This window comes from Actinomycetota bacterium, assembly GCA_030776725.1.
In the GTDB taxonomy this organism is placed as follows: Bacteria; Actinomycetota; Nitriliruptoria; order Nitriliruptorales; family JAHWKO01; genus JAHWKW01.
In genome coordinates, this window is sequence record JALYHG010000010.1 from 1 (window position 1) to 22,565 (window position 22,565).

Consider the following 22,565-nt stretch of genomic DNA (forward strand, 5'->3'; position numbering starts at 1 on the left):
ACCGTACTTAGGTTCATCCGCTGTGTGACACGAGGACTAGTCAGTGTTACACTCCGTAGCGGGGAAGTGACGACGTGCGGTCCGCAACCTGGTCGCCTGGACCGACACCGAGCGAGTGGCGAACCCGGCCCCGTGACGGTGCCAGCCGGCATCGCCCGCGACAGTCGTCCACTCGAGGTGCAAAGTGATCCCCACACCGAAGCGGTCGGTCACCGGCCGGCTCGCACTGGGCGCCTTCCTCGCCATCGCGCTGGCGGCTTTCCTCCTGCAGCCAGCCGCGGCTGCCCCGAAGGATCAGACGACGGGCCAGGACAAGGCCAAGCCACAGGTGACCGAGGACCCCAACTGCCCGGATCCGCTCGGTGACACAGACAACCGTCACCCGTCGGGGAAGGACAAGCACTGCGAGGCCGGCAAGTCGGGCAACCAAGGCCAAGCCAAGTCCGATCCTGACAACGACGGGCGCGGTCCCGACCGCCTCGCCGAGGGGCGCGACCAGCCGGGCGGCGGAGGCGGTCTGGACGAGCTCGACCCGGACGGCAACAACGGTTGCGGCAACGACGACGACTTCGAGGACGACAACGAAGGCTGGTGCGGAACCAACGTCAAGCGGCAGGACAAGCCGCCGGTCGACAAGCCGCCGGTTGACAAGCCGCGGGTTGACAAGCCGCCGGTCGACAAGCCTGGTGACAAGCCGGGTGACAAGCCGGGTGACAAGCCGGTGGACAAGCCGCCGGTGGACAAGCCGCCGGTGGACAAGCCGGACGACACGCAGGACGACACGCAGCCGCCGGTGCAGCAGCCGGAGGACACGCCGCCTGAAGCCCCGACCCCGTCTCAACAGCCCACGACCACGGAAGAAGCCGAGGCCGAGCAGCAGGTAGCCCGAACCGTGCCGGAGAGCCCGGTGAGCTTGCTGATCCAGCGCCCTGCCGAGACCAGGTTGGACGCCGTTCTTCCTGAGCCAACCGAGGTCGAGGTGCTTGGCATGGCGCTGCAGCGGGTCACCGCTGCCGCTGACGCCGAGCAGGTGCAGGCCGTCGCAGCGCCAGCACAGCTGGCTCGCACCGGCGCGGATGCCCCGTTCGTCCTGATCCTCGGGATGATCCTCGTCCTGGCCGGGGCGGGGGCGGTCGGGTTCGCGCAGCGCCACTGACCCGAACGCTCGAACGGCCGACGGCCCGGGTTTGCCCCTCCCGGGCCGTCACGCCGTGTAGGCCGCCGCGCACGCTCCATCGGACGGCACAACGTCCGGACGTCGCCGGTTACGCGTCTTCGACGCCCGGCCCCGACGACATCACCCCACCAGAACCACCGGGTGAGGGGGTTCGTTCCTGCGCAGCCGGGCGCGGCCGCAGACCACGCTGCAGCACCTCGGCCACGTCGAGGACCTGCACCCGACCGTCCTCCAGCGCACGGTCCTGGACCTTCTGGGCCACCGCGTCCTCGAGCATCGTGGTGCAGAAGGGGCACGCGGTCGAGATGACGTCGGGCTCGGTCGCCAGGGCCTCCTCGATCCGCTCGATGTTGACCCGCTTGCCGATCCGCTCCTCCATCCACATGCGCGAGCCGCCGGCTCCACAGCAGAATCCGTTGGAGCGGCAGCGGGGCATCTCGACCGGCGCGAGACCCGGGACGGCGTCGACGACGCGGCGGGGCGCCGAGTAGACCTCGTTGTGTCGCCCGAGGTAGCACGGGTCGTGGTAGGTGACGGTGAGGTCGAGGCCGTTGGTCGGGACGAGCGCCCCGTCGTCGACCAGCTCGGCCAGCAGTTCGCTGTGGTGGACGACGTCGAAGTGGCCGTCCAGATCGGGGTACTCGTTGCGCAGGGTGTTGAAGCAGTGCGGGCACCAGGCGACGATCCGTCGTGTCCCGATCGAGTTGAGCGTCTCGACGTTCTGCTGGGCCATCATCTGGAACAGGTACTCCATGCCCATCCGCCGGGCTGGATCGCCGGTGCAGGTCTCGGCTGAACCCAGGACCGCGTAGCGCACCCCAGCCCGGTTCAGCAGCTCGGCGATGGCACGTGTGATGCGCTTGGCGCGGTCGTCGACGGCGCCGGCGCATCCGACCCAGAACAGGTACTCCACGTCGTCGGGTAGAGGCGTGCCCGGGGTGGCGCGGACCGGTTGCGGGTCCAGGCCGTCGAACCAGTCCTCACGCTGCTGGGTTCCGATGCCCCACGGGTTGCCCGAGTTCTCGACGTTGCGCAGCATCCCCGCGGCTTCTTGCGGGAACGACGACTCCATCATGGTCTTGTACCGACGCATCTCCATGATCATGTCGACGTGCTGGATGTCGACCGGGCACTCCTCGACGCAGGCGCCGCAGGTGGTGCAGGTCCACAGCACGTCGAAATCGATCACCGCATCGGGCTGACCGGGCGTGTCGCCGACCAGCTGCTGTCCGAGCACATCGGCGGCTTCGGCCTCGGTCTGCTTGCCCAGCAGGTAGGGGCCCTTGGCGTACAGGTGGTCGCGCAGGTCCATCACCAGCAGCTTGGGGTTGAGCGGTTTGCCGGTGTTCCACGCCGGACACTGCGACTGGCAGCGGCCGCACTCGGTGCAGGTGTACAGGTCGAGCAGATACGGCCAGCGCAGGTCCTCGACCTTCCCGACTCCGAGGACGGTCTCCTCGGTCATGGTCTCGACGTCGATGGGGAGGTTCGGCAGCGCCCCGAGGGCCTTGGGCTGCCGCGACACCAGCTCTTTGGGGAAGATCGTCAGCACGTGCAGGTGCTTGGAGTTCAGCGTGAACACCAAGAACCACCCGACGATGCCCAGGTGGAAGACCGCCATCAGGCCAGCGGTCCACTCCAGGGCCAGCGGCGACATGCCGTCGAGGAACCCGGCGACGAAACGCGACAAGAACGCCGACTCGAAGTGCTGGTTGGCCTCTCCTCCGATCGCCCAGCGCGAGGCGTGGATCAACAGCAAGGTGTACGTCACGCCGAACTCGCCCATCAGCACCCAGTAGCCCTGGTCGAGGTTGGAGCCGGCGAAGCGCGACCGGCGTCCCAGGCGGTGCGGGTGCTGGGCGAAGCGGATGGCGAGGAACCCGACGATGGCCACGAGCGCCAGGGCGATGAACAGGTCCTGCATGAAGACGATCACGTCCAGGCCGGTCAGCCCGGAGCCCGGGATCCCCAGCCGCCCCGCCAGCGGGATCTTGAACTCCGGATCGAAGATCTCCCCGAAGATCTCGATGATGGTGGCCTGCACGATCAGGAAGCTCCAGAACACCCACGCGTGCAGCACGCCGGGCAGCGACCAGCGCAGCAGCTTCTCCTGGCCGAGCACCTTGGAGAACTCGTAGCGGATGTTGCCCCGGATCGCCGCCCACGTCGCTCGGTCCGGGTCCGGCTGCGCGGTCCGTAGCAACCCGTACAGGAACAGGATCCGCCGCCCCGCGACCGCGGCGGTGATCGCGACCACCGCGATGCCGCCCACGATCCGGACGACGCTCAGCAGCTGGTGCGGGTCCACGCGGGGCGGCCTCTCGCTCGCGGGAGGCCGAAGTGTAGGAGCGCCGCTGAGTGGCTACATCGGGGCTCGCGACGCCGAGAGCGCCGGCGGTTCAGGACACTCGCCGTCGGTATGTGCACCTGTTCCCGCCGACGGGATCAAGTGGTGGCACGGAGCCAGCCCCGAGTCGGTGTGTACGCCTGTTCCCGCCGACGGGATCAGGTGGTGGCACGGAGCCAGCCCCGAGTCGGTGTGTACGCCTGTTCCCGCCCACGGGATCAGGTGGTGGCACGGAGGCAGCCCCGAGTCGGTGTGTGCACCTGTTCCCGCCCACGGGATCAGGTGGTGGCACGGAGCCAGCCCCGAGTCGGTGTATGCACCTGTTCCCGCCGACGGGATCAACCCTGGACGTCAACCCAGCCGGTGAACCGGTGACCTCACGTGAGCTGTTCGCCGGGGCGGGCGTACCGCTTGCGCCGGAAGACGTCAGTGCGGGGAGATGCCACGCGGTCGAGGATCAGCAGGCCGTCGAGGTGATCGAACTCATGCTGCACGGCGCGGGCTTCGAACCCTTCCGTCTCGAGCGCCCGCACGCCGCCGTCGGGGGTCGTGCCGCGCACGACGACCCCGGTCGCACGGCGCACGTCGCACGTGTAGTGCGGGACGGACAAGCACCCCTCGCGGCGCACCTCGGACCCTTCGGCGTGCAGCAGCTCCGGGTCGAACAGCACGATCAGCCCGTGGTTGGGATGCGGACGGCGCATCACCGAGATGTCCAGTGCGAAGGCGCGCACGGGGACCGCGATCTGGGGGGCCGCGACCCCCACGCACCCGGGCGAGCCGCGCATCGTGTCGACGAGGTCGACCGCCAGTTGCCGTTCGGCCGGGCCGATCTCGCCGACCGGATCGGCCGTTGTCTTCAGGGTGCGCGACGGGTAGGTGACCACCGCCCGGACCGTCACCGGACGTCGCCCCGCCGTTGGCGCACCTAGTACGTCTCCGTCTCGAGCGGGCGCAGGGTGTGGTCGACGCCGACCTGGTCGTCGACCTCCCGGAGAGCCGCCTCGACCTCGACGTCGTCGAGCTCGTCCGGCACCGCGATCTCGAGCGCCATCGCGTAGACCGGTTTGTCCTCGGGGGGGAGCATCCGGGTCGAGACGTCGGTGATGTTGATCCCCAGGTCGGCCAGCGTGCGGGCCACCGCTGCCAGGATCCCCGGCCTGTCGGTGCCGTACACCGACAGGATGTGGGTGGCGTCGGCGCTGTCGCGGCCTTCCTCGACCGGGGTGACCGTCAGCTCGAGGTCCAGCGGGGCGACGGCCTCGTCCAACGCGGCGCGCAGGTCCTGCGCTGTGTCGTCGGTCGCCACCAGCAGCATGATGGCGAACTGACCGCCCAGGATCGTCATGGCGGAGTCCTCGAGGTTCCCGCCCCGGTCGCGGAGCACCTCGGCGACCGCCGCGACGATGCCGGGGCGGTCGGCTCCGATCGCGGTGACGGCGAGTCGTGGCACGGTTGGCTCCTGTCGCCCGCGCCAGCAGGCTAGACCGGCTCCGTCACGTGTCGCGCACCCTGCACCCACCCACTCATCCACCGTGGCACGGACCCGAGCGCGACGTCCGCGCGCCCGGTTCGGAACGAGGTCGTTCCGACCAGGGTCTGTCACGCGACGACGCTGGCAGGCTGGCGCGCTGAAGCGTTGGGAGGAACCATGGTCGACAAGTGGCTGGGTACGAGCTGGACCGAACTGGGGCTCGTCTTCGTCTCCACGATCGGCATCTTCTTCGCGGTCGTCGTCTACACCCGGTTGGCGGGGTTGCGCAGTTTCTCGAAGATGTCCACCTTCGACTTCGCCATCACCGTCTCCTTCGGGTCGATGATGGCCAGCGTGGCCGCGTCACCCGCAGTCACACTGCCGAACGGCGTGGTGGCGCTCGGCGTGCTCTACGGCATGCAGGCCTTGATCGCGGTGGGGCGGCGGCGCCTCAGCATCAGCAAGGCCGTCGACAACGAGCCGATCCTGCTCATGGCCGGCGACCGCTTGATCGAGCACAACCTCCGCCGAGGGAAGGTCACCGAAGCCGACATCCGCGGGAAGCTCCGCGAGGCCAACTGCCTCAACTACGGCGATGTCCGCGCCGTCGTCCTGGAGACCACGGGCGACGTCAGCGTGCTCCACGGCAGCGGCGACCTCGACCTCGACATCCTCCGCGGCGTCGTCGGCCACGAGGAACTGGTCGACTAGGAAGAACGGAAGGGTGGACGCCCACGTTGATCGGTCGCCGCGTTCGGTCCCCGAACCGGGCCGATCGCTCGGGGAGGACAGATGAGCCGTCGTCGTCGCGCGATGAGCCGTCGCCGGCGCGGGCTGCGCCGTCGCCGTCGCGGGCTGCGTCGCACCGACCGTCGTGGAGACCGCGGGGCGTCCCGGTCGCGACTCGTTGTCGCCTTGCTGGCTGCCGCCATCGTCGCGGGGCTGGCAGCAGCCTGCGGTGGTGAGCAGCCCACGCAGACGCCAGCGACCGCAACGGGGTCGGGACCGGTGCCCGCACTGCACCCGTCGGTGGACGACTACCCCGAGACAACCGTGTCCCTGGCCGGCCCGGACAGCCGCCGCGTCGCGGTGGCCGCCAAGGTCGCCAACACCCCGGCGCGGCGAGCACATGGCCTGATGGAGGTCACGCGTCTGCCCCCCGCCGTCGGCATGTTGTTCACGTTCCCCGACGACACCACCGGCGCGTTCTGGATGAAGAACACGCTGATCCCGCTCGACATCGCCTACGCCGACGCCGGTGGCGACATCCACACCATCCTGCAGATGGAGCCGTGCCCGGCCGGACAAGACTGCCCGCTGTACCCGCCGTCGCAGCCGTACCGCTACGCGCTGGAGGTGGCCGCCGGCTGGTTCGACGCGGCGGGGGTCAGCGACGAGTGGTGCCTGGAGCTTCCCGACGACCTGCCACCGTCGACCTGACGTGGGCCCGCCCGACGCGGAAGCGCATCGCCGAAGCCGTCTGCCGCGTGGCGGCGCAGGTCGTCCGTAGGCTGCGATCGGCGGGAGGAGACGCGTGGAGGCGTGGCAGTACGTCCTCGCGGCCGGCTTCGTGCTCCTGCCTGTCGTGCTGATGGTCGTCATGTGGGGCCAGGAGCGGCTGACGGCACGCGGCCGCCCGGTTCGGCGCTCCTGGCCGCGCGAGATCCGCCACCGAGGGCTCGATCACGACGCCGCGCACGGCCGGCGACCCGGTCAGCATCCCGACACGGCCCCCGCCACCGCAGCGGAGGATCGGGCCGCCACCGCAGCGGAGGATCGGGCCGCCACCGCAGCGGAGGATCGGGCCGCCCGACCTACTCGATCGGACAGGGCGCAGGATAGTTGATAACACCGCGCTCAGGTTCTATCATGGTGAGCGACTAATGAGGCGGCCGGCTCGCCGGCCGACGGTCGTGACACGAGGAGTGAGAGCATGGCGAAGGCCGTAGGCATCGATCTGGGGACGACCAACTCGGTCGTCTCGGTGTTGGAGGGTGGCGAACCGACCGTCATCCCCAACGCAGAGGGGTCGCGCACGACCCCGTCGGTGGTCGCGTTCTCCAAGGCCGGCGAGGTGCTCGTCGGCGAGGTCGCCAAACGGCAGGCGATCACCAACCCCGACCGCACCGTCCGCTCGGTCAAGCGCCACATGGGCAGCGACTGGTCGGTGGACATCGACGGCAAGAAGTACACGCCGCAGGAGATCTCCGCGCGCATCCTGATGAAGCTCAAGCGTGACGCGGAGGCGTACGTGGGGGACACCGTGAGCCAGGCGGTCATCACCGTCCCCGCGTACTTCGACGACGCCCAGCGGCAGGCCACCAAGGAGGCCGGTCAGATCGCTGGCCTGGAGGTCCTGCGGCTCGTCGCCGAGCCGACCGCCGCATCGTTGGCCTACGGGCTCGACAAGGAGGACGAGCAGACCATCCTCGTGTTCGACCTCGGAGGCGGGACCTACGACGTGTCGATCTTGGAGATCGCCGAAGGGGTGTTCGACGTCAAGGCCACCCACGGCGACAGCCAGCTCGGAGGCGACGACTGGGACCAGGCCGTCATGGACTGGCTGGTCAAGTCCTTCAAGGACAAGCACGGCGTCGACCTCTCCAAGGACAAGATGGCGCTCCAGCGCCTGAAGGAGGCCGCCGAGAAGGCCAAGATCGACCTCTCGCAGGCGACCGAGACCACGATCAACCTGCCGTTCGTCACCGCAACGGACGCGGGGCCGCTACACCTGGAGGAGACACTCACCCGCGCGACGTTCAACGAGTTGACCAGCGGCCTGATCGACAAGCTGCGTGGCCCGTTCCAGCAGGCGATCAAGGACGCCGGGGTGGCGCTAGGCGACATCGACCACGTCATCCTGGTCGGCGGCTCGACGCGGATGCCGGCCGTCAAGGACCTGGTCCGCGACCTCACCGGTGGGAAGGAGCCGCACCAGGGCGTCAACCCCGACGAGGTGGTGGCGATCGGTGCGGCGCTGCAGGCCGGCGTGCTGAAGGGCGAGGTCAAGGACGTCCTGCTGCTGGACGTCACGCCCCTGTCGCTCGGGATCGAGACCAAGGGCGGGGTGATGACCAGGCTGATCGAGCGCAACACCACCATCCCCACCAAGCGCTCGGAGGTGTTCACCACGGCCGAGGACAACCAGCCGTCTGTGGAGATCCACGTGCTGCAGGGCGAGCGTGAGATGGCCGCGGGCAACAAGACGCTGGGCAAGTTCATGCTCACCGACATCCCGCCGGCGCCGCGCGGAGTGCCGCAGATCGAGGTCACCTTCGACATCGATGCCAACGGCATCGTCCACGTCAGTGCCAAGGACCTCGGGACGGGGAAGGAACAGTCGATGACCATCACCGGCGGTTCCGCCCTGCCCAGGGACGACATCGACCGCATGGTCCGCGACGCCGAGCAGTACGCCGAAGAGGACCGTCGCCGTCGCGAAGCGGCCGAGGCACGCAACGCCGGCGACCAACTCGTCTACCAGACCGAGAAGCTCCTGCGTGAGCACGGCGACAAGGTGCCGGCCGACGCCAAGGCCCGGGCCGAGTCGGCCATCGGTGATCTGCGCGAGGCGCTGAAGGGCGACGACACGGGAGCGATCCGTTCCAAGACCGAGGCCCTCGCGCAGGCCTCGCAGCAGCTGGGCCAGGCGATCTACGAGGCGTCGGGTGCCGAGGCTGGGGCCGCGGCAGGTGGCGCCACCGGTGACGCCGCGGGTGGCCCGGCCGGCGCCGGCCCCGAGGACGTGGTCGAGGCCGAGGTCGTTGACGAGGGCGGCGACCAGGAAGCCGCGAGCTGACCCACGCGGGGCGGCCGCTGGGCGCCGCCCCGACCATCCCCCACAACCGCACGCACACACGACAAGGAGGAGACATGAGCGCACTGAGCCGCTACCACGGGCGCGACCTCGCAGGCCTCCAAGACGAGGTCGAGCGGATGTTCCGCAGCTTCTTCGGTGAGGAACGGCCGTCGACCGCAGGAGCCTGGAGCCCCGCGCTCGACGTCGAGGAGAACGAGAACAGCTTCGTCCTGCACGTCGAGCTGCCCGGCCTCGACGCAGAAGACGTCGAGATCACCCTCGAGGAGAACGTCCTCACGGTCTCCGGTGAGCGACGCTTCTACGACGAGAGCGAGGCAGAGGGCTTCCGCCGCGTCGAGCGACGCTTCGGCCGGTTCCACCGTGCCGTGCGTCTCCCGGACCGGGTGGATTCCGACAACGTCCAGGCCAACTTCCGCAACGGGATGCTGACGATCACGGTCCCCAAGGCCGAGGAGGCCAAGCCGCGCCGGATCGAGGTCCGTCCCAGCTGACCGACCGACTCGGGGCCGGCGCCGGGCGCACAGCGCTCACGCCGGCCCCAGCGATCTGACAGGACCGACATGACCAACACCAGCGACGAGCACCGAGACGACGCCGTGACCGCCCCCCGCGCGCACGTCGACGACGTCGCCGAGCGTGGTGGCGTGCAGGGCGTCGACGACGGCGGGACGGCGCACGCCCAAGACGACGTCGCCGATCAGGTCACGGCCGCCGATGCCCACGAGGATCTCGGCGAGGCGTCGATGCCGCAGCCGGATGTGGACCGAAGCGACGTCGGTGGTGACCTGTCGGGGGGCGACGAGGCGACCATCGACCCGGCCGACCAGCGGCCACGAATCGAGCCCACGCCCGAAGACCAGCCCACGCCCGGAGACCAGCGCTCACGCGAGGAGCTACGCGCCGCCCTGGAGGCGGCCGAGTCCAAGCGCGACGAGTACCTCGACCACCTCAAGCGCACACAGGCCGAGTTCCAGAACTTCCGGAAGCGGACGATGCGCGAAGGTGCCACCCAGCGGGATCAGGGTGTGGTGGATGTCCTCGGGCGCTTGATCGACGTCCTCGATGACTTCGAGCTCGCCGTGCTCGCCGCGGAGTCCGCCACGGACGTCGCCAGCCTCCGCAAGGGCGTGGAGATGGTCTACGGCAAGCTCGTCGACGCGCTCCGCGCGTTCGGTCTCGAGCGGATCGGCCGTGAGGGCGTGGCCTTCGATCCCCAGCTGCACGAAGCCGTGCAGCACGAGCACGATGGCGAGGATCGTGACCACCCAGTGGTCGCCGAGGTGCTGCGGCCCGGCTACATGGTCGGGGATCGGGTGCTGCGCGCCGCGATGGTCAGGGTCGTGGAGTAGCGATGGCACCCCAGCGTGACTGGCTCGACAAGGACTTCTACGAGGTCCTCGGCGTCTCATCGGACGCGTCACAGGCCGACATCAAGAAGGCCTACCGCAAGCTGGCCCAGGAACTGCATCCCGACGCCAACCCCGACCCCAACGCCGAGCAGCGCTTCAAGGAGGTCAGCGAGGCGTACTCGGTCCTGGGCGACGAGGACAAGCGCAAGGAGTACGACGAGGTCCGTCGCCTGGCAGCGTCCGGCGCGTTCGCTGGCGGTGGCTTCCCGGGCGGCGGACGCGGCTTCACCTTCACCGAGGGCGACATCGGGGATCTCGGCAACCTCGGTGACCTGTTCAGTGGTCTGTTCCGCGGCGGCGGTGGCATGGGGTTCGGGCCGTCCGGTCGCGTCCGCCGCCAGCGGAAGGGCCAGGACCTCCAGGCCAACGTCAACCTGTCGTTCGAGGACGCGCTCACGGGGGTCACCACGACCCTGCGGGTCACCGGCGACGGGCCGTGCGAGACGTGTCACGGGACGGGCGCGCGGCCCGGTACCAGCCCGCGGACCTGCCCGCGCTGTCAGGGGACCGGGACCGTCGCGGTGGACCAGGGCCCGTTCTCGATCGCCCAGCCGTGCCCGCAGTGCGGCGGACGCGGCCAGGTGATCGACTCGCCGTGCCAGACCTGTGGCGGAAGCGGCCGGGAGACCAAACCGCGGGAGATCCGGGTCCGCATCCCGGCGGGCGTGAAGGACGGCGCCCGCATCCGCGTCCCCGGACGCGGAGGTCCGGGCGAGAACGGCGGCCCACCCGGCGACCTGTACGTCAACGTCTCGGTCGCGCCCCACCCGGTTTTCGGTCGGCGTGGCGACGACATCACGGTCGAGGTTCCGATCACGTTCAGCGAGGCAGCGCTCGGCACGGACCTGCGGGTGCCGCTCCCCAGCGTGAACGGCACAGCCGGCAGCACCACCATCCGCATCCCGGCGGGCACCGCCAGCGGACGGACCTTCCGCGTCCGCGGCAAGGGCGCCCCGACCCGCGACGGCCGCGGTGATCTGCTGGTGACGGTCCGGGTGGACGTCCCCCGGAAGCTGTCGCGCAGGCAGAAGGACCTGCTGCGTGAGCTCCGCGAGCTGGACGACACCAGCGACCGCGATCGACTCCTGGAGCAGGTATGAGCCCGACGACAACGCTGGTTGGTGGCGTCAGCTGCGGGGAGGTGATCGCGCGTGGCTGACGGTCATGGCGACAGGCGCCGCCGACGCGACGGGGCGGTGTACGTGATCTCCGTGGCGGCCGAGCTCGCCGGTATGCACCCGCAGACGTTGCGCGCCTACGAACGCAGCGGCCTGGTCTCGCCGGAGCGCTCGTCAGGGAACGTCCGCCGTTACTCCGACGCCGACGTGGAGCGTCTGCAGGAGATCCAGGACTTGACCAGCCAAGGGCTCAACTTGATCGGCGTGAAGAAGGTGCTCGAGCTGCGGGGACGGCTGGCGGCGGCCCAGCGGCGCATCGCGAGGCTCGAGTCGGAGCTGGAACGGATGGCCGACCGCCTCCGCGACGAGGTGGCAGCTGCCCACCGTGAACACCGCTACGAGTTGGTCCCGGTCCCGCGCGGCGCGATCGAGATCTGGAGGAAGTACGACAGATGAACCCGGACAAGCTGACCCTCAAGTCGTCTGAGGCGTTGCAGAACGCCGTCGCGATGGCGCGACAGTCACACCATCCCGAGGCTCTGCCTGCCCACCTGATGCTGGCGTTGCTGGGCCAGCCCGACAGCGTGGTGCTCCCGGTCGTGCAGCGGCTCGGCGTGACGCCCACGCGGCTGCGCGGTCGGGTCAACGAGGTGCTGGAGGGGGTTTCGCGGGCGTACGGCGCCAGCGGTGAGGTCCGTGTCTCGCCGCGACTCGCGGCGGTGCTCGACGAGGCCGAGCGGGAAGCGTCGCAGCTGACCGACGAGTACGTCTCGACCGAGCACCTGCTCCTGGCGCTGACCACCGAGGACGGGCCAGTGGGTCGCGTGCTCCGCGACGCCGGCGTCACCCACGACGCGATCCTGGGTGTGCTCAAGGACGTGCGGGGCACCCAGCGGGTGACCAGCCCCACCCCCGAGTCGACCTACGAGGCGCTGGAAAAGTACGCCCGAGATCTCACACAGATGGCCCGCGAGGGCAAGCTCGACCCGGTGATCGGCCGTGACGACGAGATCCGTCGTGTCATCCAGGTCCTGGTGCGCCGAACCAAGAACAACCCGGTCCTGATCGGCGAACCGGGGGTCGGCAAGACCGCGATCGTCGAGGGGCTGGCCCGCCGCATCGTCGAAGGCGACGTCCCGGCGACCCTCCAGGACCGCCGGCTGATCCAGCTCGATCTCGCGTCGATGGTCGCCGGCGCCAAGTACCGCGGCGAGTTCGAGGAGCGGCTCAAGGCCGTTCTGGCCGAGATCGAGGCCTCGGAGGGCCAGATCGTCACGTTCATCGACGAGCTGCACACGGTGGTCGGGGCGGGGGCCGCCGAGGGGGCGATGGACGCGTCGAACATGCTCAAGCCGATGCTGGCACGCGGTCAGTTGCGCATGATCGGGGCGACCACGCTCGACGAGTACCGCAAGCACATCGAGAAGGACGCGGCGCTGGAGCGCCGCTTCCAGCCGGTGTTCGTCGGTCAACCCTCCGCCGCAGACACGATCGCGATCCTGCGTGGGCTCAAGGAACGCTACGAGGTCCACCACGGCGTGCGGATCACCGACGACGCGATCGTGGCCGCCGCGACGCTGTCGGACCGCTACATCACTGATCGCTTCCTGCCCGACAAGGCCATCGACCTGCTCGACGAGGCGGCGGCGCGACTGCGGATCGCGATCGACTCGCTCCCGCCCGAGATCGACGAGGTCGACCGGCGGGTGCGTCAGCTGGAGATCGAACGTGCTGCGCTGGCCAACGAGGAGACCGACACCGCCCGCCAGCGGCTGGCCGACCTCGACCGGGAGCTCGCCGACCTCCGCGAGGTGCTGGCCAGTCTCCACGCGCGCTGGCGGTCCGAGAAGGAAGCGATCGAGCGGTTGCAGGCGCTCAAGGAGGACCAGGAACGGGTCCGCGACGAAGCCGACCGCGCCGAGCGCGACGGTGATCTGCAGCGCGCCGCGGAGCTGCGCTACGGGCGGCTGCCCGAGTTGCAGCGCGAGGTCGCGGACGCCACCGCGCGCATCGACGAGCTCCGCGCCGACGGTGGCGGCCTGCTCGAGGAGGAGGTCACCGCCGAGGAGATCGCTGAGGTCGTGTCTCGATGGACCGGGATCCCGGTGTCGAAGCTGATGTCGTCGGAGATGGAGAAGCTGGCGACGCTCGAGACCTACCTGCACCAGCGGGTCGTCGGCCAAGACGACGCGGTCACCGCGGTGGCCAACGCCGTGCGCCGTGCCCGCTCCGGGCTCTCCGACCCCGATCGTCCGCTCGGTTCGTTCCTGTTCCTGGGTCCCACCGGGGTCGGGAAGACCGAGCTGGCCCGCACCCTGGCCGCGGAGCTGTTCGACGACGAGCGGGCTCTGATCCGTCTCGACATGGGCGAGTACCAGGAGAAGCACACGGTCGCCCGGCTGATCGGCGCCCCGCCCGGGTACGTCGGGTACGAGGAGGGCGGTCAGCTCACGGAGCAGGTCCGCCGCCGCCCCTACTCGGTCGTCCTGCTCGACGAGGTCGAGAAGGCCCACGCCGACGTGTTCAACGTGCTCCTGCAGGTCCTCGACGATGGGCGCCTCACCGACGGTCAGGGACGCACGGTGGACTTCCGCAACGTGGTCCTGATCATGACCTCCAACCTGGGCAGCCAGTTCATCCTGGATCCCGCCGCCACCGAGGAGGAGCTGCACGAGAAGGTCATGGCGGAGGTCCGCGGCCACTTCCGGCCGGAGTTCCTCAACCGCGTCGACGAGATCGTGATCTTCGGCAGGCTCACGCGTGAACAGCTCGCCGCGATCGTCGACATCCAGCTGGAGCGGCTGCGCCGCCGCCTGGCGGACCGAGACCTGACGCTCGAGGTCAGCGACGCCGCCCGCCACTGGCTCGCCGACCGTGGCTACGACCCGGTGTACGGGGCGCGGCCCTTGAAGCGCGTCATCCGCAAGGAGGTGGAGGACCGCATCGCGCTGGCGCTGCTGAACGGTGGCCTCGAGGACGGCCACACGGTGGTGGTCGACGTATCCGGCGACGATCTGGTCGTCGAGGGGCGCACTCCCGTCGCGGCCTGACGCCAGGAGACGTAGGCTGCGAGCGAGCCCCCTTGGAACGCAGGAAGGTGAACCCCCATGCCCACCGGTCGCGTGAAGGTCTTCGACGAGGAGCGGAACTTCGGCTTCGTCCAGCCGATCGACGGGGGCGAGGACGTGTACGTCCACGCCTCCACGCTCGAGGGGACCGTGCTCCGATCGGGCGACGTGATCGAGTACGACGTGGAGGAGGGCGACGACGGCCCCCAGGCCACCAGCGTGCGGATCGCCGAACGCGCACCGGAGGACAACCCGGCCGGACGGGTCGTCGTCGGCGGCCCCCCGCCGACCTGGGACCAACTCGAGCAGATCGAACGCGAGAAGCGTCAACGGCGCCGCCAGCGTCGGCGCCGCCGCTGAGGAGGCCCACGTGGCGGGGCCTGCCACCGTCCCGGTCCGGGAGGCGGACACCGGCACTGACAGCATCGCCGACCGTCCCTGGGACGTGATCGTCTGGGACGATCCGGTCAACCTCATGTCGTACGTGGTGTACGTGTTCCGCAAGATCTTCGGGTTCACGGAACCGGTCGCACGCAAGCTGATGCTCGATGTCCACCACAAGGGGAAGGCGCTCGTGGCCAGCGAACCGCGGGAGACGGCGGAGATGCACGTCCGCCAGCTGCACGCTCACGGCCTGCAGGCCACGATGCAGCGATCGAGCTGAGGTGGTGCGCGCCCGCCTCCAGCCGGGGGGACAAGGGGTGCGGTTGGAGCTCGAACCGTTCGAGGTGGAGCTGCTGCGGGCGCTGGCACCGGGACTTCGTCAACTGCTGGACGATCCCGACCCCGATGACCCGGCGGTGGCCAGGCTCTTCCCCGCGACGATCGCCGACGATGACGAGGCCGACGCCGAGCTCCGCCGGTTGATCTTCGACGACCTGCTCGAGGAGCGGCTGGCCGGCCTGGCCGCCCTGGAGGAGATCCTCGATCGTGGGGTCACGCACCGCAGGCGCCTCCGGGTGGATCTGGTCGACGACGAGCCCGCGCTGGTCCTGGGCGTGTTGAACGACGTCCGACTGACGCTGGGGGCGCGCATCGGGATCGAACAGCTCGACCGCGACGAGATCGATGCCGACCACCCCGCCGCGCCGACCGTGGCGATGATGGACCATCTGGGCTGGTTCCAGGAACAGCTCCTGAGCGCGATCGATCCGCCCAGCGTGGCGGGGTCCTGACGTGGCGGAGCGGTGGATCATCGACGCGATGAACGTGATCGGGTCACGCCCCGACGGTTGGTGGCACGACCGCCCCGGCGCGATGCGTGACCTGCTGCACCGCCTGATCGCCGACCACGTCACCACGGGGCGCAGGTACACGCTGGTCGTCGAGGGTCGCGTCCCGGATGACCTGACCGAGCGCGTCGCCGCTGGGGTCGATGTCGTCGACGCGGGTGGGCGCGGGCGCGACGTGGCCGACGATCGCATCGTGTCGCTGGTCGCCGACGCGTCGCAGCCCGCGGACGTCACCGTCGTGACCTCCGACAAGGAACTGGTCACCAGGGTGCGGGGGCTGGGGGCCGAGGTCGTCGGCGCCGGGACGTTCCGTGACGAGCTGGAGGAGTCGTCACGGGGGAGGCCCTGATGCGCGTCGGGGTCGGTGTCAGTGAGGATCTGCCGTCGCCGACGCAGCAGGATCTGGCCCGTCACGTGGAACAGGCCGGTTTCGCCTCGCTGTGGACCAACGAGGCGCGTGGGCGTGACGCCCTGCTGGTGTGCCAGTCGTGGGCGTCGGCCACGACCGACCTGCAGGTCGGGGTCGGTATCGCGCCGATCTGGAGCCGCAGTGTGGCCCAGCTGGCCATGGCGGCCGCCACGGTCCAAGACGCGTCGGGGGGACGGCTGCTGCTCGGCCTGGGTGTGAGTCACGCCCCGACCATGCAGGCGTGGCACGGCGTCACTCCGCGCGCTCCGGTCACCGCCGCTCGCGAGACGTTGTCTGCCCTGTCCACCATCCTCGCCGGGGACGAGACTGACCTCGACGGCGACGTGGTGCGCAGCCGCCGTTTCCGGCTGGACATCGAACCGCTCCCGCCGCCGCCACCGCTGTACCTGGCCGCGATGGGCCCACGGATGCTCGAGGTCGCTGGACGGTACGCCGACGGTGTCCTGCTGAACTGGTCGACACCGGCCGAGGTCGCCCGCGCCGTGGCCGCGGTCCGCGGGGCGGCCGCCGGATCAGAAGGGGGACGGGCACCTGGCGAGGTGGAGATCGCCGCGTACGTCCGCGTGGCGATCGATCCCGACCGGGACGCCGCGCGCGCCGCGTTGGGACGCGAGCTCGGCCGGTACCTGGCCCTTCCCAACTACGTGCGCCACCTCGAACGGCAGGGGTTCGCCGATGACGTCGAGGCGATCCGGGCCGGGTACCGCGACGGCGGATTCGACGCGGCCGTCGCCGCCATGCCCGAGGGGATGTTGCGCAGCCTCGGCTGGTACGGCACACCCGATGATCCGGCTGGGTCGATGCTCAGCCGGTACGCCTCGGCCGGTCTCGACCACCTGATCGCCCGGATCGTGCCGGTCGGAGGTGACGTGGCGCGGAGCGTGCGCACGGCGGTCGGGGCGCTCGCGCACGCCCCGCTCGCGCAGGTCAACGCCGGATGATGCGGATCGCACGCCTGGTGAGCTTGCGCACCTCCGGGATCCCGAGCGCGTAGGCGACGGCGAGGTAGGTCACCCCCGTTGCGGCCACGGCGATCGGGGCGGCGGCCAGCATCGGCAGGCCGGCCACCAACGGTCGGATCGCCAGCGCCACGACCAGCCCGCCGGCAGCCGCCACGAGCATCGCTGGCAGCTGCCCTCCCGCCAGGCGCACATCGCCGACGCGGTCACGGATCGTGCGGCGCAGCAGCCGCCACTCCAGCCAGGCGGTCACGCCGGCGGCCAGCGACAGGCCCGCCGCACCGAGCCGCGCCACCTGTTCCGACGCGTCGGGCTGGCGGACCTCGTCGGGGACCGGCCCGAACGCCGGGAGGTCGCCGACCACGCTGAGTTGGCCGGTGGTGATGCTGACGCGGTCGAGCTGGAACATCAACCCGACCCCGAGCGCCACCGAGGCCACCACGCGCAACGCTGCGACCTTGGCGGGGGTCCGCGGGTCACCGGTCCCGTACAGCGCCGACTGCAGCAACCGCGACGAGGCGCTGGCGATCAGGCCGACCGCGTACCCGGCCAGCACGACCCAGACCTGCAGGCTGTCGGTGCGGTCGAACTGTCCACGCTGGTACAGCGCCCCGACGATGAGGTCGCCGATCGCCAGGAACCCGACCACCGTCGGGACGACGAACACCGCGATGCGGCCCAGACCCTCGTTCAGGCGCGACCGCAGTTGTTCGCGGCTGTCCGACTGCATGCTGGACACCTCCGGCAACTCCGCCGCCGCGACCGCCATCCCGAACAGGCTGATCGGCAGGACGTAGAGCGTCTGGCTGAACCGCAGCGCCGCCAGGGCTCCCACCGCCAGGAAACTGGCCAGGAACTGGTCGGCGTAGGCCGACAGCTGCACCACGCCCCGACCGCCGACCACCGGCGCGAACGCCCGGGCGACCTGCCGCACGCCGGGCAGGTCCGTCCGCAGCGACGGTCGTACCCCGCGCGCGACGCGCAGCACCCACGGCAGCTGCACCAGGAACTGCAGCGCCCCGCCGAGGACGGTTCCCCACGCCAACGCGGTGACGAGTGCGATCTCCGCCGAGCGGGCCTCCAGTCCGGTGCCCAGCGCCTCGGCGTAGACGGTGGCGCCCAACGCGACGAGCACGCCGATCTGCGCCCCGTTCCACAGCACCGGTGCGACGTAGGACATGAAGAACCGCCGGTGGCTGTTCAGCACGCCCAGGCACCAGGCCGACAGGACCAGGAACCCGATCCCCGGCGTGATGATCCGGGTCAGGCGGACGGTCAGCGCGAACGTCGCGGGCGCCAGACCGGGAGCCAGGACCGCGGTGATCGGTCGGGCGAACACCACTCCCACCAGGACGAGCCCACCGGCGAGAGCGGTCAACAGCCCGGCGGTCGCGCCCGCGACACGGCCGGCCTCCTCTTCGCGGCCCTCAGCCAGGAGACGGCTGTAGACAGGGATGAACGAGGCCGACAGCACGCCCTCGCCCAGGAGGTTCTGCATCAGGTTGGGGATCCGGAAGGCGGCCGAGAACGCGTCCGCAGCGAACCCGAGCCCGAAGAAGTGGCTGATGGTGCCTTCGCGGACGAGGCCGCTGATGCGCGACAAGAAGATCCCCGCCGCAACCACCGCCGAGTTGCGACGGGTGGAGACGGACGGCGCGACGGCGATGTCGTCGTGGGAGGCTTCGACGGTGTCGTCGGTGGACGGAGCCTCCTCCACGGCAACCTCCCATCACCGGCGGAACCGTACCGGGACGCCACAGCGCGCCCGGGAACTCACAGGTCACCGGCGCCTCGGGTGGCGTATGGTCTTCAGGCGCCGATGTCCGACCTTCGTTTCACCGTCGACCCGCTCCTCGACCGCGGTACGCGCGACGCCTTGATCGCGCTCTGGGTCGATGTCACTAACGCCGGCGGGGCGGTGGGGTTCGTGCCGCCCGTGTCCGCCGCGGACGTCCGCCCGGTCGCCGAGGAGGCGTTCGACCGGGTCGCCGCCGGGCACGACCACCTGGTGGTGGCCTGCGATGGTGACCGTGCCGTGGGCCTGGCGTTCCTCGAACAACGCGGAGGACCTCTGTTCCGCCACTGGGCGACGGTCAAGCGGCTGCAGATCCACCCGTCGCGGCAGCGTGCAGGAGTTGGGACCGCGCTGCTCGAGGCGGTGCACCGGGCCGCGCGGGAGCTCGGCCTCGAACAGCTCCGGCTGGACGTGCGGGGCGGGACCGGGACGGAGGTCTTCTACCAGCGTCACGGGTACGCGATCGTCGCGCGCATCCCGGGGACCATCCGGGTCGCTCCGGGCGACGACCGCGACCAGATCTGGCTGCTCCGCGACCTGTGACCGTCACGCGCCGGCCGTGGATGCCCATCGACGCGTCCGGGCGGGCAACGCTTCGACGCCGAGCCGCTCGCACCAGTCGAGGAAACGCTCGCGGGGGACTCCCGGCCAATGCAGGTCGGCCAGGTCCTCAGCGAGGGCCACGTCGGTGACGAGCGTGGCGACCTCCCGGTACAGAAGCGCGTCGTCGCGGCGGGCCGCCAGCGTGGCCGCTAGACGCTCCGCGCCCCGCACCGCGACCCCCGACCAGCGTGACGACTCGACCGGGATCCGGTCGAGCGTGTGGTAGGCGGCCAGGACAGCAGCGGCTGAGCGCTCCCCCCATCCGGGCAGTCCCGGGATCCCGTCAGCGCGGTCACCGACGAGCGCGAGCAGGTCCGGCACGCTCGCCGGGCCGATCCCCAGCCGCGCGCGCAAGCCGTCTTCGTCTTCGGTGCGCCCGTGACGCCGGTCGACCACCACCACGTCGTCGCGGTGGATGCACTGACACAGATCCTTGTCGCACGTCAGGATGCGGACCTGCGCGGCGCCACGCCACCGTGCAGCCGCCGTCGCCAACGCGTCGTCCGCCTCGTGGTCGGCCATCGACCACACCGTGATGCCCAACGCGCGGACCGCGTCCTCCGCGCGGTCGAACTGGGCGACCAACGCCGGGTCGACATCGGCACCGTCCTTGTACCCGGCGAGCCGGTCGTTGCGGAACGACCGGATCGGGTTGTCGAACGCGACCGCGATGTGGGTGACCGCCTCGGCGTCGTCGTGCACCAGGGCGAGCAACGACTCGATCAGCCCCACCGTCGCCTTGACGTCCGTGCCAGCCGGATCGCTCCGCGGTGGACGCCGCGAGAAGTGGGCGCGGAACAGCTCGTAGGTGCCGTCGACCAGGTGCAGGCGCACGACGTCTTTCGGTCGGGCGGGGCGCCAACGGTACCGCCACCGGCATGGCTCTACTCTGACGACATGACCAGCCCAGCGCGGGGACAGCCGACCGGTCAGGCCCGCGCCCCGGCGACGCGCCTGGCCAGGCAACCACAGCGCTTGCCACCGCCGTCGTGGCTGTTCCCCGACCCCGAAACGGCCGACGAGGACGGCGTCGTGGGGGTCGGTGCTGACTTGGCGCCCCGGACCCTGGCCTACGCCTACCGCGCGGGTGTGTTCCCCTGGCCGCATCCCAGCATGCCCCTGCCGTGGTTCTCGCCCGACCCCCGGGGGGTGCTGACCGTCGACAGCTTGCACGTGTCGCGTTCACTGCGGCGCACGCTGCGTCGCAGCGGCTGGTGGACGACCGTCGATGTGGCGTTCCCGGCGGTGGTCGCGGCCTGCGCCGAGCAACGCAGTGACGCGGATGAGGGCACGTGGATCACGCCGGGGATGGAGCGCGCCTACACCCGGCTGCACGTGTTGGGCTGGGCGCACAGCGTGGAGGTGTGGGATGACCACGCCCTGGTCGGGGGGGTGTACGGGGTGCAGATCGGTGGGTGCTTCACCGGGGAGTCGATGTTCCACCGCGAGTCCGACGCGTCCAAGGTCGCGCTGGTGGATCTTGCGCACCGCTTCGCGGAGGTCGGCGGCCGGATGATCGACGTGCAGTTGACCACTCCGCACCTCCGTGGCATGGGCGCCCGCGACGTTCCCCGGTCACGGTTCCTGCGTGATCTGAAGGCCGTCCGCGACCTCGACGTCCGGCTGCCGATCGACGAGCGCCCGGTGAGCCGCCTGGTGACAGCCAGCGGCCGCTGACGCCCCGCTATCCTCGGCCGTCCGACGGCCGCTGTCCGTGCCGTTCCGGCGCCTCACCCAGGAGCACTCGTGAACGCCAACGACGCCAAGGTCGCTGATCTCTCCCTGGCCGACTGGGGACGCAAGGAGATCCAGCTGGCCGAACAAGAGATGCCGGGCCTGATGGCGCTGCGCCAGCGCTACGCCCCCGACCAGCCGCTGGCTGGTGCGCGGATCGCCGGCTGCATACACATGACGGTCCAGACGGCGGTGCTGATCGAGACCCTGCAGGCGCTCGGGGCGCAGGTGCGCTGGTCGTCGTGCAACATCTTCTCCACGCAGGACCACGCCGCGGCCGCGATCGCTGCCGCGGGCACGCCGGTCTTCGCCTGGAAGGGCGAAACCGAGGAGGAGTACTGGTGGTGCATCGAGCAGACCCTGCGCTGGCCAGGGGGCTCGGGGTCCTCCGCGGAGTCAGGTGGCTCGGGGTCCTCCCCGGATACAGGGGGCTCGGGGTCGTCCCCGGATACAGCCGGTCAGGGGCCCAACATGCTCCTCGACGACGGCGGTGACCTCACCACGCTCGTCCACGAGGAGCACGACGACCTGCTGGCCGCCATCCGCGGTGTCTCCGAGGAGACCACCACCGGGGTGCACAACCTGCACGCCATGCAGCGGCGAGGCACCCTGCGCATGCCGGCGATCAACGTCAACGACTCGGTGACCAAGTCGAAGTTCGACAACCTCTACGGGTGCCGCGAGTCGCTGGTGGACGGCATCAAGCGCGCCACCGACGTGATGCTGGCAGGCAAGACCTGCGTTGTCGCCGGGTTCGGCGACGTCGGACGCGGCAGCGCCCAGTCGCTACGCGGGTACGGCGCCGAGGTGTGGATCACCGAGGTCGACCCGATCAGGGCGCTGCAGGCCCGGATGGACGGCTACCGGGTCGTCACGATGGAGGAAGCCGCTCCGGTCGCCGACCTGTTCGTCACCGCCACGGGCTGCCGCGACGTGATCACCCTCGAGCACATCCTGCAGATGCGCGACCAGGCGATCGTGTGCAACATCGGCCACTTCGACATCGAGATCCAGGTCGCGCGGCTGCGGCGGTTCGACTGGATCAACATCAAACCCCAGGTCGACCAGGTCCAGCTGCCCAACGGGCGTTCGATCATCCTCCTGGCGGAGGGACGGCTGGTGAACCTCGGCTGCGCGACCGGTCACCCGTCGTTCGTGATGAGCATGTCGTTCACCAACCAGGTTCTCGCCCAGATGGAGCTGTGGGCCAACCACGAGGACTACAAGCACGAGGTCTACGTCCTGCCCCGTCACCTCGACGAACAGGTCGCACGACTCCACCTCGACCAGCTCGACGTGCACCTCACCCAGCTCACGCCCGAGCAGGCCGCGTACCTCGACGTACCGGTGGAAGGTCCGTACAAGCGCGACGACTACCGCTACTGACTGGCGCCGGGGA

The 22,565-nt window shown here is 70.3% G+C and carries 23 protein-coding genes; 18 read left to right on the forward strand and 5 right to left on the reverse strand.

The window, feature by feature from the left end:
* Positions 1-184: 184 nt before the first annotated feature.
* Positions 185-1,156, forward strand: coding sequence for a hypothetical protein (locus M3N57_00260; GenBank protein MDP9021139.1), 972 nt, complete (start codon positions 185-187; stop codon positions 1,154-1,156).
* Positions 1,157-1,265: 109 nt separating this feature from the next.
* Here the strand turns inward: M3N57_00260 and M3N57_00265 are convergent, their stop codons facing one another.
* From M3N57_00265 to M3N57_00275, 3 genes are all read right to left on the reverse strand, one after another.
* Positions 1,266-3,485 carry a (Fe-S)-binding protein gene (locus tag M3N57_00265; protein MDP9021140.1) on the reverse strand — a complete coding sequence of 740 codons (2,220 nt, stop codon included), beginning with the start codon at positions 3,483-3,485 and terminating at the stop codon, positions 1,266-1,268.
* A gap of 416 nt (positions 3,486-3,901) precedes the next feature.
* Positions 3,902-4,411, reverse strand: a complete 510-nt coding sequence (gene def, locus M3N57_00270) for a peptide deformylase (GenBank protein MDP9021141.1) — start codon at positions 4,409-4,411, stop codon at positions 3,902-3,904.
* Positions 4,412-4,452: 41 nt separating this feature from the next.
* Positions 4,453-4,977 carry an ACT domain-containing protein gene (locus M3N57_00275; protein ID MDP9021142.1) on the reverse strand — a complete coding sequence of 175 codons (525 nt, stop codon included), beginning with the start codon at positions 4,975-4,977 and terminating at the stop codon, positions 4,453-4,455.
* Positions 4,978-5,175: 198 nt separating this feature from the next.
* On the opposite strand from M3N57_00275, the gene M3N57_00280 reads away from it, so the two are divergent.
* The 14 genes from M3N57_00280 to M3N57_00345 all read left to right on the forward strand — a co-directional run bounded on the left by M3N57_00280 (position 5,176) and on the right by M3N57_00345 (position 17,016).
* Positions 5,176-5,709, forward strand: a complete 534-nt coding sequence (locus M3N57_00280; GenBank protein ID MDP9021143.1) for a DUF421 domain-containing protein — start codon at positions 5,176-5,178, stop codon at positions 5,707-5,709.
* Between the two features lie 297 nt (positions 5,710-6,006).
* Positions 6,007-6,438, forward strand: a complete 432-nt coding sequence (locus M3N57_00285) for a DUF192 domain-containing protein (protein MDP9021144.1) — start codon at positions 6,007-6,009, stop codon at positions 6,436-6,438.
* Positions 6,439-6,532: 94 nt separating this feature from the next.
* Positions 6,533-6,844, forward strand: coding sequence for a hypothetical protein (locus tag M3N57_00290; protein MDP9021145.1), 312 nt, complete (start codon positions 6,533-6,535; stop codon positions 6,842-6,844).
* Positions 6,845-6,931: 87 nt separating this feature from the next.
* Entirely contained in the window at positions 6,932-8,797 is a 1,866-nt protein-coding gene (gene dnaK, locus M3N57_00295) for a molecular chaperone DnaK (protein ID MDP9021146.1), read from the forward strand.
* Between the two features lie 74 nt (positions 8,798-8,871).
* Positions 8,872-9,309, forward strand: a complete 438-nt coding sequence (locus M3N57_00300; protein MDP9021147.1) for an Hsp20/alpha crystallin family protein — start codon at positions 8,872-8,874, stop codon at positions 9,307-9,309.
* Between the two features lie 69 nt (positions 9,310-9,378).
* Positions 9,379-10,167, forward strand: a complete 789-nt coding sequence (locus M3N57_00305) for a nucleotide exchange factor GrpE (protein ID MDP9021148.1) — start codon at positions 9,379-9,381, stop codon at positions 10,165-10,167.
* Between the two features lie 2 nt (positions 10,168-10,169).
* Entirely contained in the window at positions 10,170-11,327 is a 1,158-nt protein-coding gene (dnaJ, locus tag M3N57_00310) for a molecular chaperone DnaJ (GenBank protein ID MDP9021149.1), read from the forward strand.
* A gap of 51 nt (positions 11,328-11,378) precedes the next feature.
* Positions 11,379-11,801: a MerR family transcriptional regulator gene (locus M3N57_00315; protein MDP9021150.1), complete on the forward strand. Its 423-nt coding sequence runs from the start codon at positions 11,379-11,381 to the stop codon at positions 11,799-11,801.
* Complete coding sequence (gene clpB / locus M3N57_00320) at positions 11,798-14,395, forward strand: ATP-dependent chaperone ClpB (GenBank protein MDP9021151.1); 2,598 nt, start codon at positions 11,798-11,800, stop codon at positions 14,393-14,395. The genes M3N57_00315 and clpB overlap by 4 nt, the downstream gene beginning before the upstream one ends.
* Before the next feature lie 57 nt (positions 14,396-14,452).
* Entirely contained in the window at positions 14,453-14,773 is a 321-nt protein-coding gene (locus M3N57_00325) for a cold shock domain-containing protein (GenBank protein ID MDP9021152.1), read from the forward strand.
* A gap of 10 nt (positions 14,774-14,783) precedes the next feature.
* Positions 14,784-15,077 (forward strand): ATP-dependent Clp protease adapter ClpS, encoded by a 294-nt coding sequence (clpS, locus tag M3N57_00330; protein ID MDP9021153.1) that lies wholly within the window; start codon positions 14,784-14,786, stop codon positions 15,075-15,077.
* A gap of 37 nt (positions 15,078-15,114) precedes the next feature.
* Entirely contained in the window at positions 15,115-15,588 is a 474-nt protein-coding gene (locus M3N57_00335) for a DUF2017 domain-containing protein (protein ID MDP9021154.1), read from the forward strand.
* Position 15,589: 1 nt separating this feature from the next.
* On the forward strand, positions 15,590-15,994 hold the full coding sequence (locus tag M3N57_00340) for an NYN domain-containing protein (protein MDP9021155.1): 405 nt from the start codon (positions 15,590-15,592) through the stop codon (positions 15,992-15,994).
* The gene (locus M3N57_00345) at positions 15,994-17,016 is read left to right on the forward strand and encodes an LLM class flavin-dependent oxidoreductase (protein ID MDP9021156.1); all 1,023 of its coding nucleotides are present in this window, start codon (positions 15,994-15,996) and stop codon (positions 17,014-17,016) included. Before M3N57_00340 ends, M3N57_00345 begins: the two co-directional genes overlap by 1 nt.
* Here the strand turns inward: M3N57_00345 and murJ are convergent.
* Positions 17,003-18,751 carry a murein biosynthesis integral membrane protein MurJ gene (gene murJ, locus M3N57_00350; protein ID MDP9021157.1) on the reverse strand — a complete coding sequence of 583 codons (1,749 nt, stop codon included), beginning with the start codon at positions 18,749-18,751 and terminating at the stop codon, positions 17,003-17,005. The two genes, M3N57_00345 and murJ, sit on opposite strands and share 14 nt — an antisense overlap.
* Positions 18,752-18,910: 159 nt before the next feature.
* Between murJ and M3N57_00355 the strand changes: the two genes are divergently transcribed.
* Complete coding sequence (locus M3N57_00355) at positions 18,911-19,372, forward strand: GNAT family N-acetyltransferase (GenBank protein MDP9021158.1); 462 nt, start codon at positions 18,911-18,913, stop codon at positions 19,370-19,372.
* Between the two features lie 3 nt (positions 19,373-19,375).
* On the opposite strand, the gene M3N57_00360 is transcribed toward M3N57_00355, so the two are convergent.
* Positions 19,376-20,266, reverse strand: coding sequence for a flap endonuclease (locus M3N57_00360; GenBank protein MDP9021159.1), 891 nt, complete (start codon positions 20,264-20,266; stop codon positions 19,376-19,378).
* Between the two features lie 63 nt (positions 20,267-20,329).
* On the opposite strand from M3N57_00360, the gene aat reads away from it, so the two are divergent.
* A complete protein-coding gene (gene aat / locus M3N57_00365) occupies positions 20,330-21,109 on the forward strand; it encodes a leucyl/phenylalanyl-tRNA--protein transferase (GenBank protein ID MDP9021160.1) in 780 nt (259 codons plus the stop codon).
* 69 nt (positions 21,110-21,178) lie between these two features.
* The gene (gene ahcY, locus M3N57_00370) at positions 21,179-22,552 is read left to right on the forward strand and encodes an adenosylhomocysteinase (GenBank protein ID MDP9021161.1); all 1,374 of its coding nucleotides are present in this window, start codon (positions 21,179-21,181) and stop codon (positions 22,550-22,552) included.
* The last annotated feature ends 13 nt before the right edge of the window (positions 22,553-22,565 follow it).

Coding starts and splice junctions, on each gene's coding strand:
- M3N57_00300 (MDP9021147.1), top strand. CDS start 8,872: ATGAGCGCACTGAGCCGCTACCACGGGCGCGACCTCGCAGGCCTCCAA.
- M3N57_00280 (MDP9021143.1), top strand. CDS start 5,176: ATGGTCGACAAGTGGCTGGGTACGAGCTGGACCGAACTGGGGCTCGTC.
- dnaJ (MDP9021149.1), top strand. CDS start 10,170: ATGGCACCCCAGCGTGACTGGCTCGACAAGGACTTCTACGAGGTCCTC.
- M3N57_00305 (MDP9021148.1), top strand. CDS start 9,379: ATGACCAACACCAGCGACGAGCACCGAGACGACGCCGTGACCGCCCCC.
- dnaK (MDP9021146.1), top strand. CDS start 6,932: ATGGCGAAGGCCGTAGGCATCGATCTGGGGACGACCAACTCGGTCGTC.
- M3N57_00325 (MDP9021152.1), top strand. CDS start 14,453: ATGCCCACCGGTCGCGTGAAGGTCTTCGACGAGGAGCGGAACTTCGGC.
- clpB (MDP9021151.1), top strand. CDS start 11,798: ATGAACCCGGACAAGCTGACCCTCAAGTCGTCTGAGGCGTTGCAGAAC.
- M3N57_00345 (MDP9021156.1), top strand. CDS start 15,994: ATGCGCGTCGGGGTCGGTGTCAGTGAGGATCTGCCGTCGCCGACGCAG.
- aat (MDP9021160.1), top strand. CDS start 20,330: ATGACCAGCCCAGCGCGGGGACAGCCGACCGGTCAGGCCCGCGCCCCG.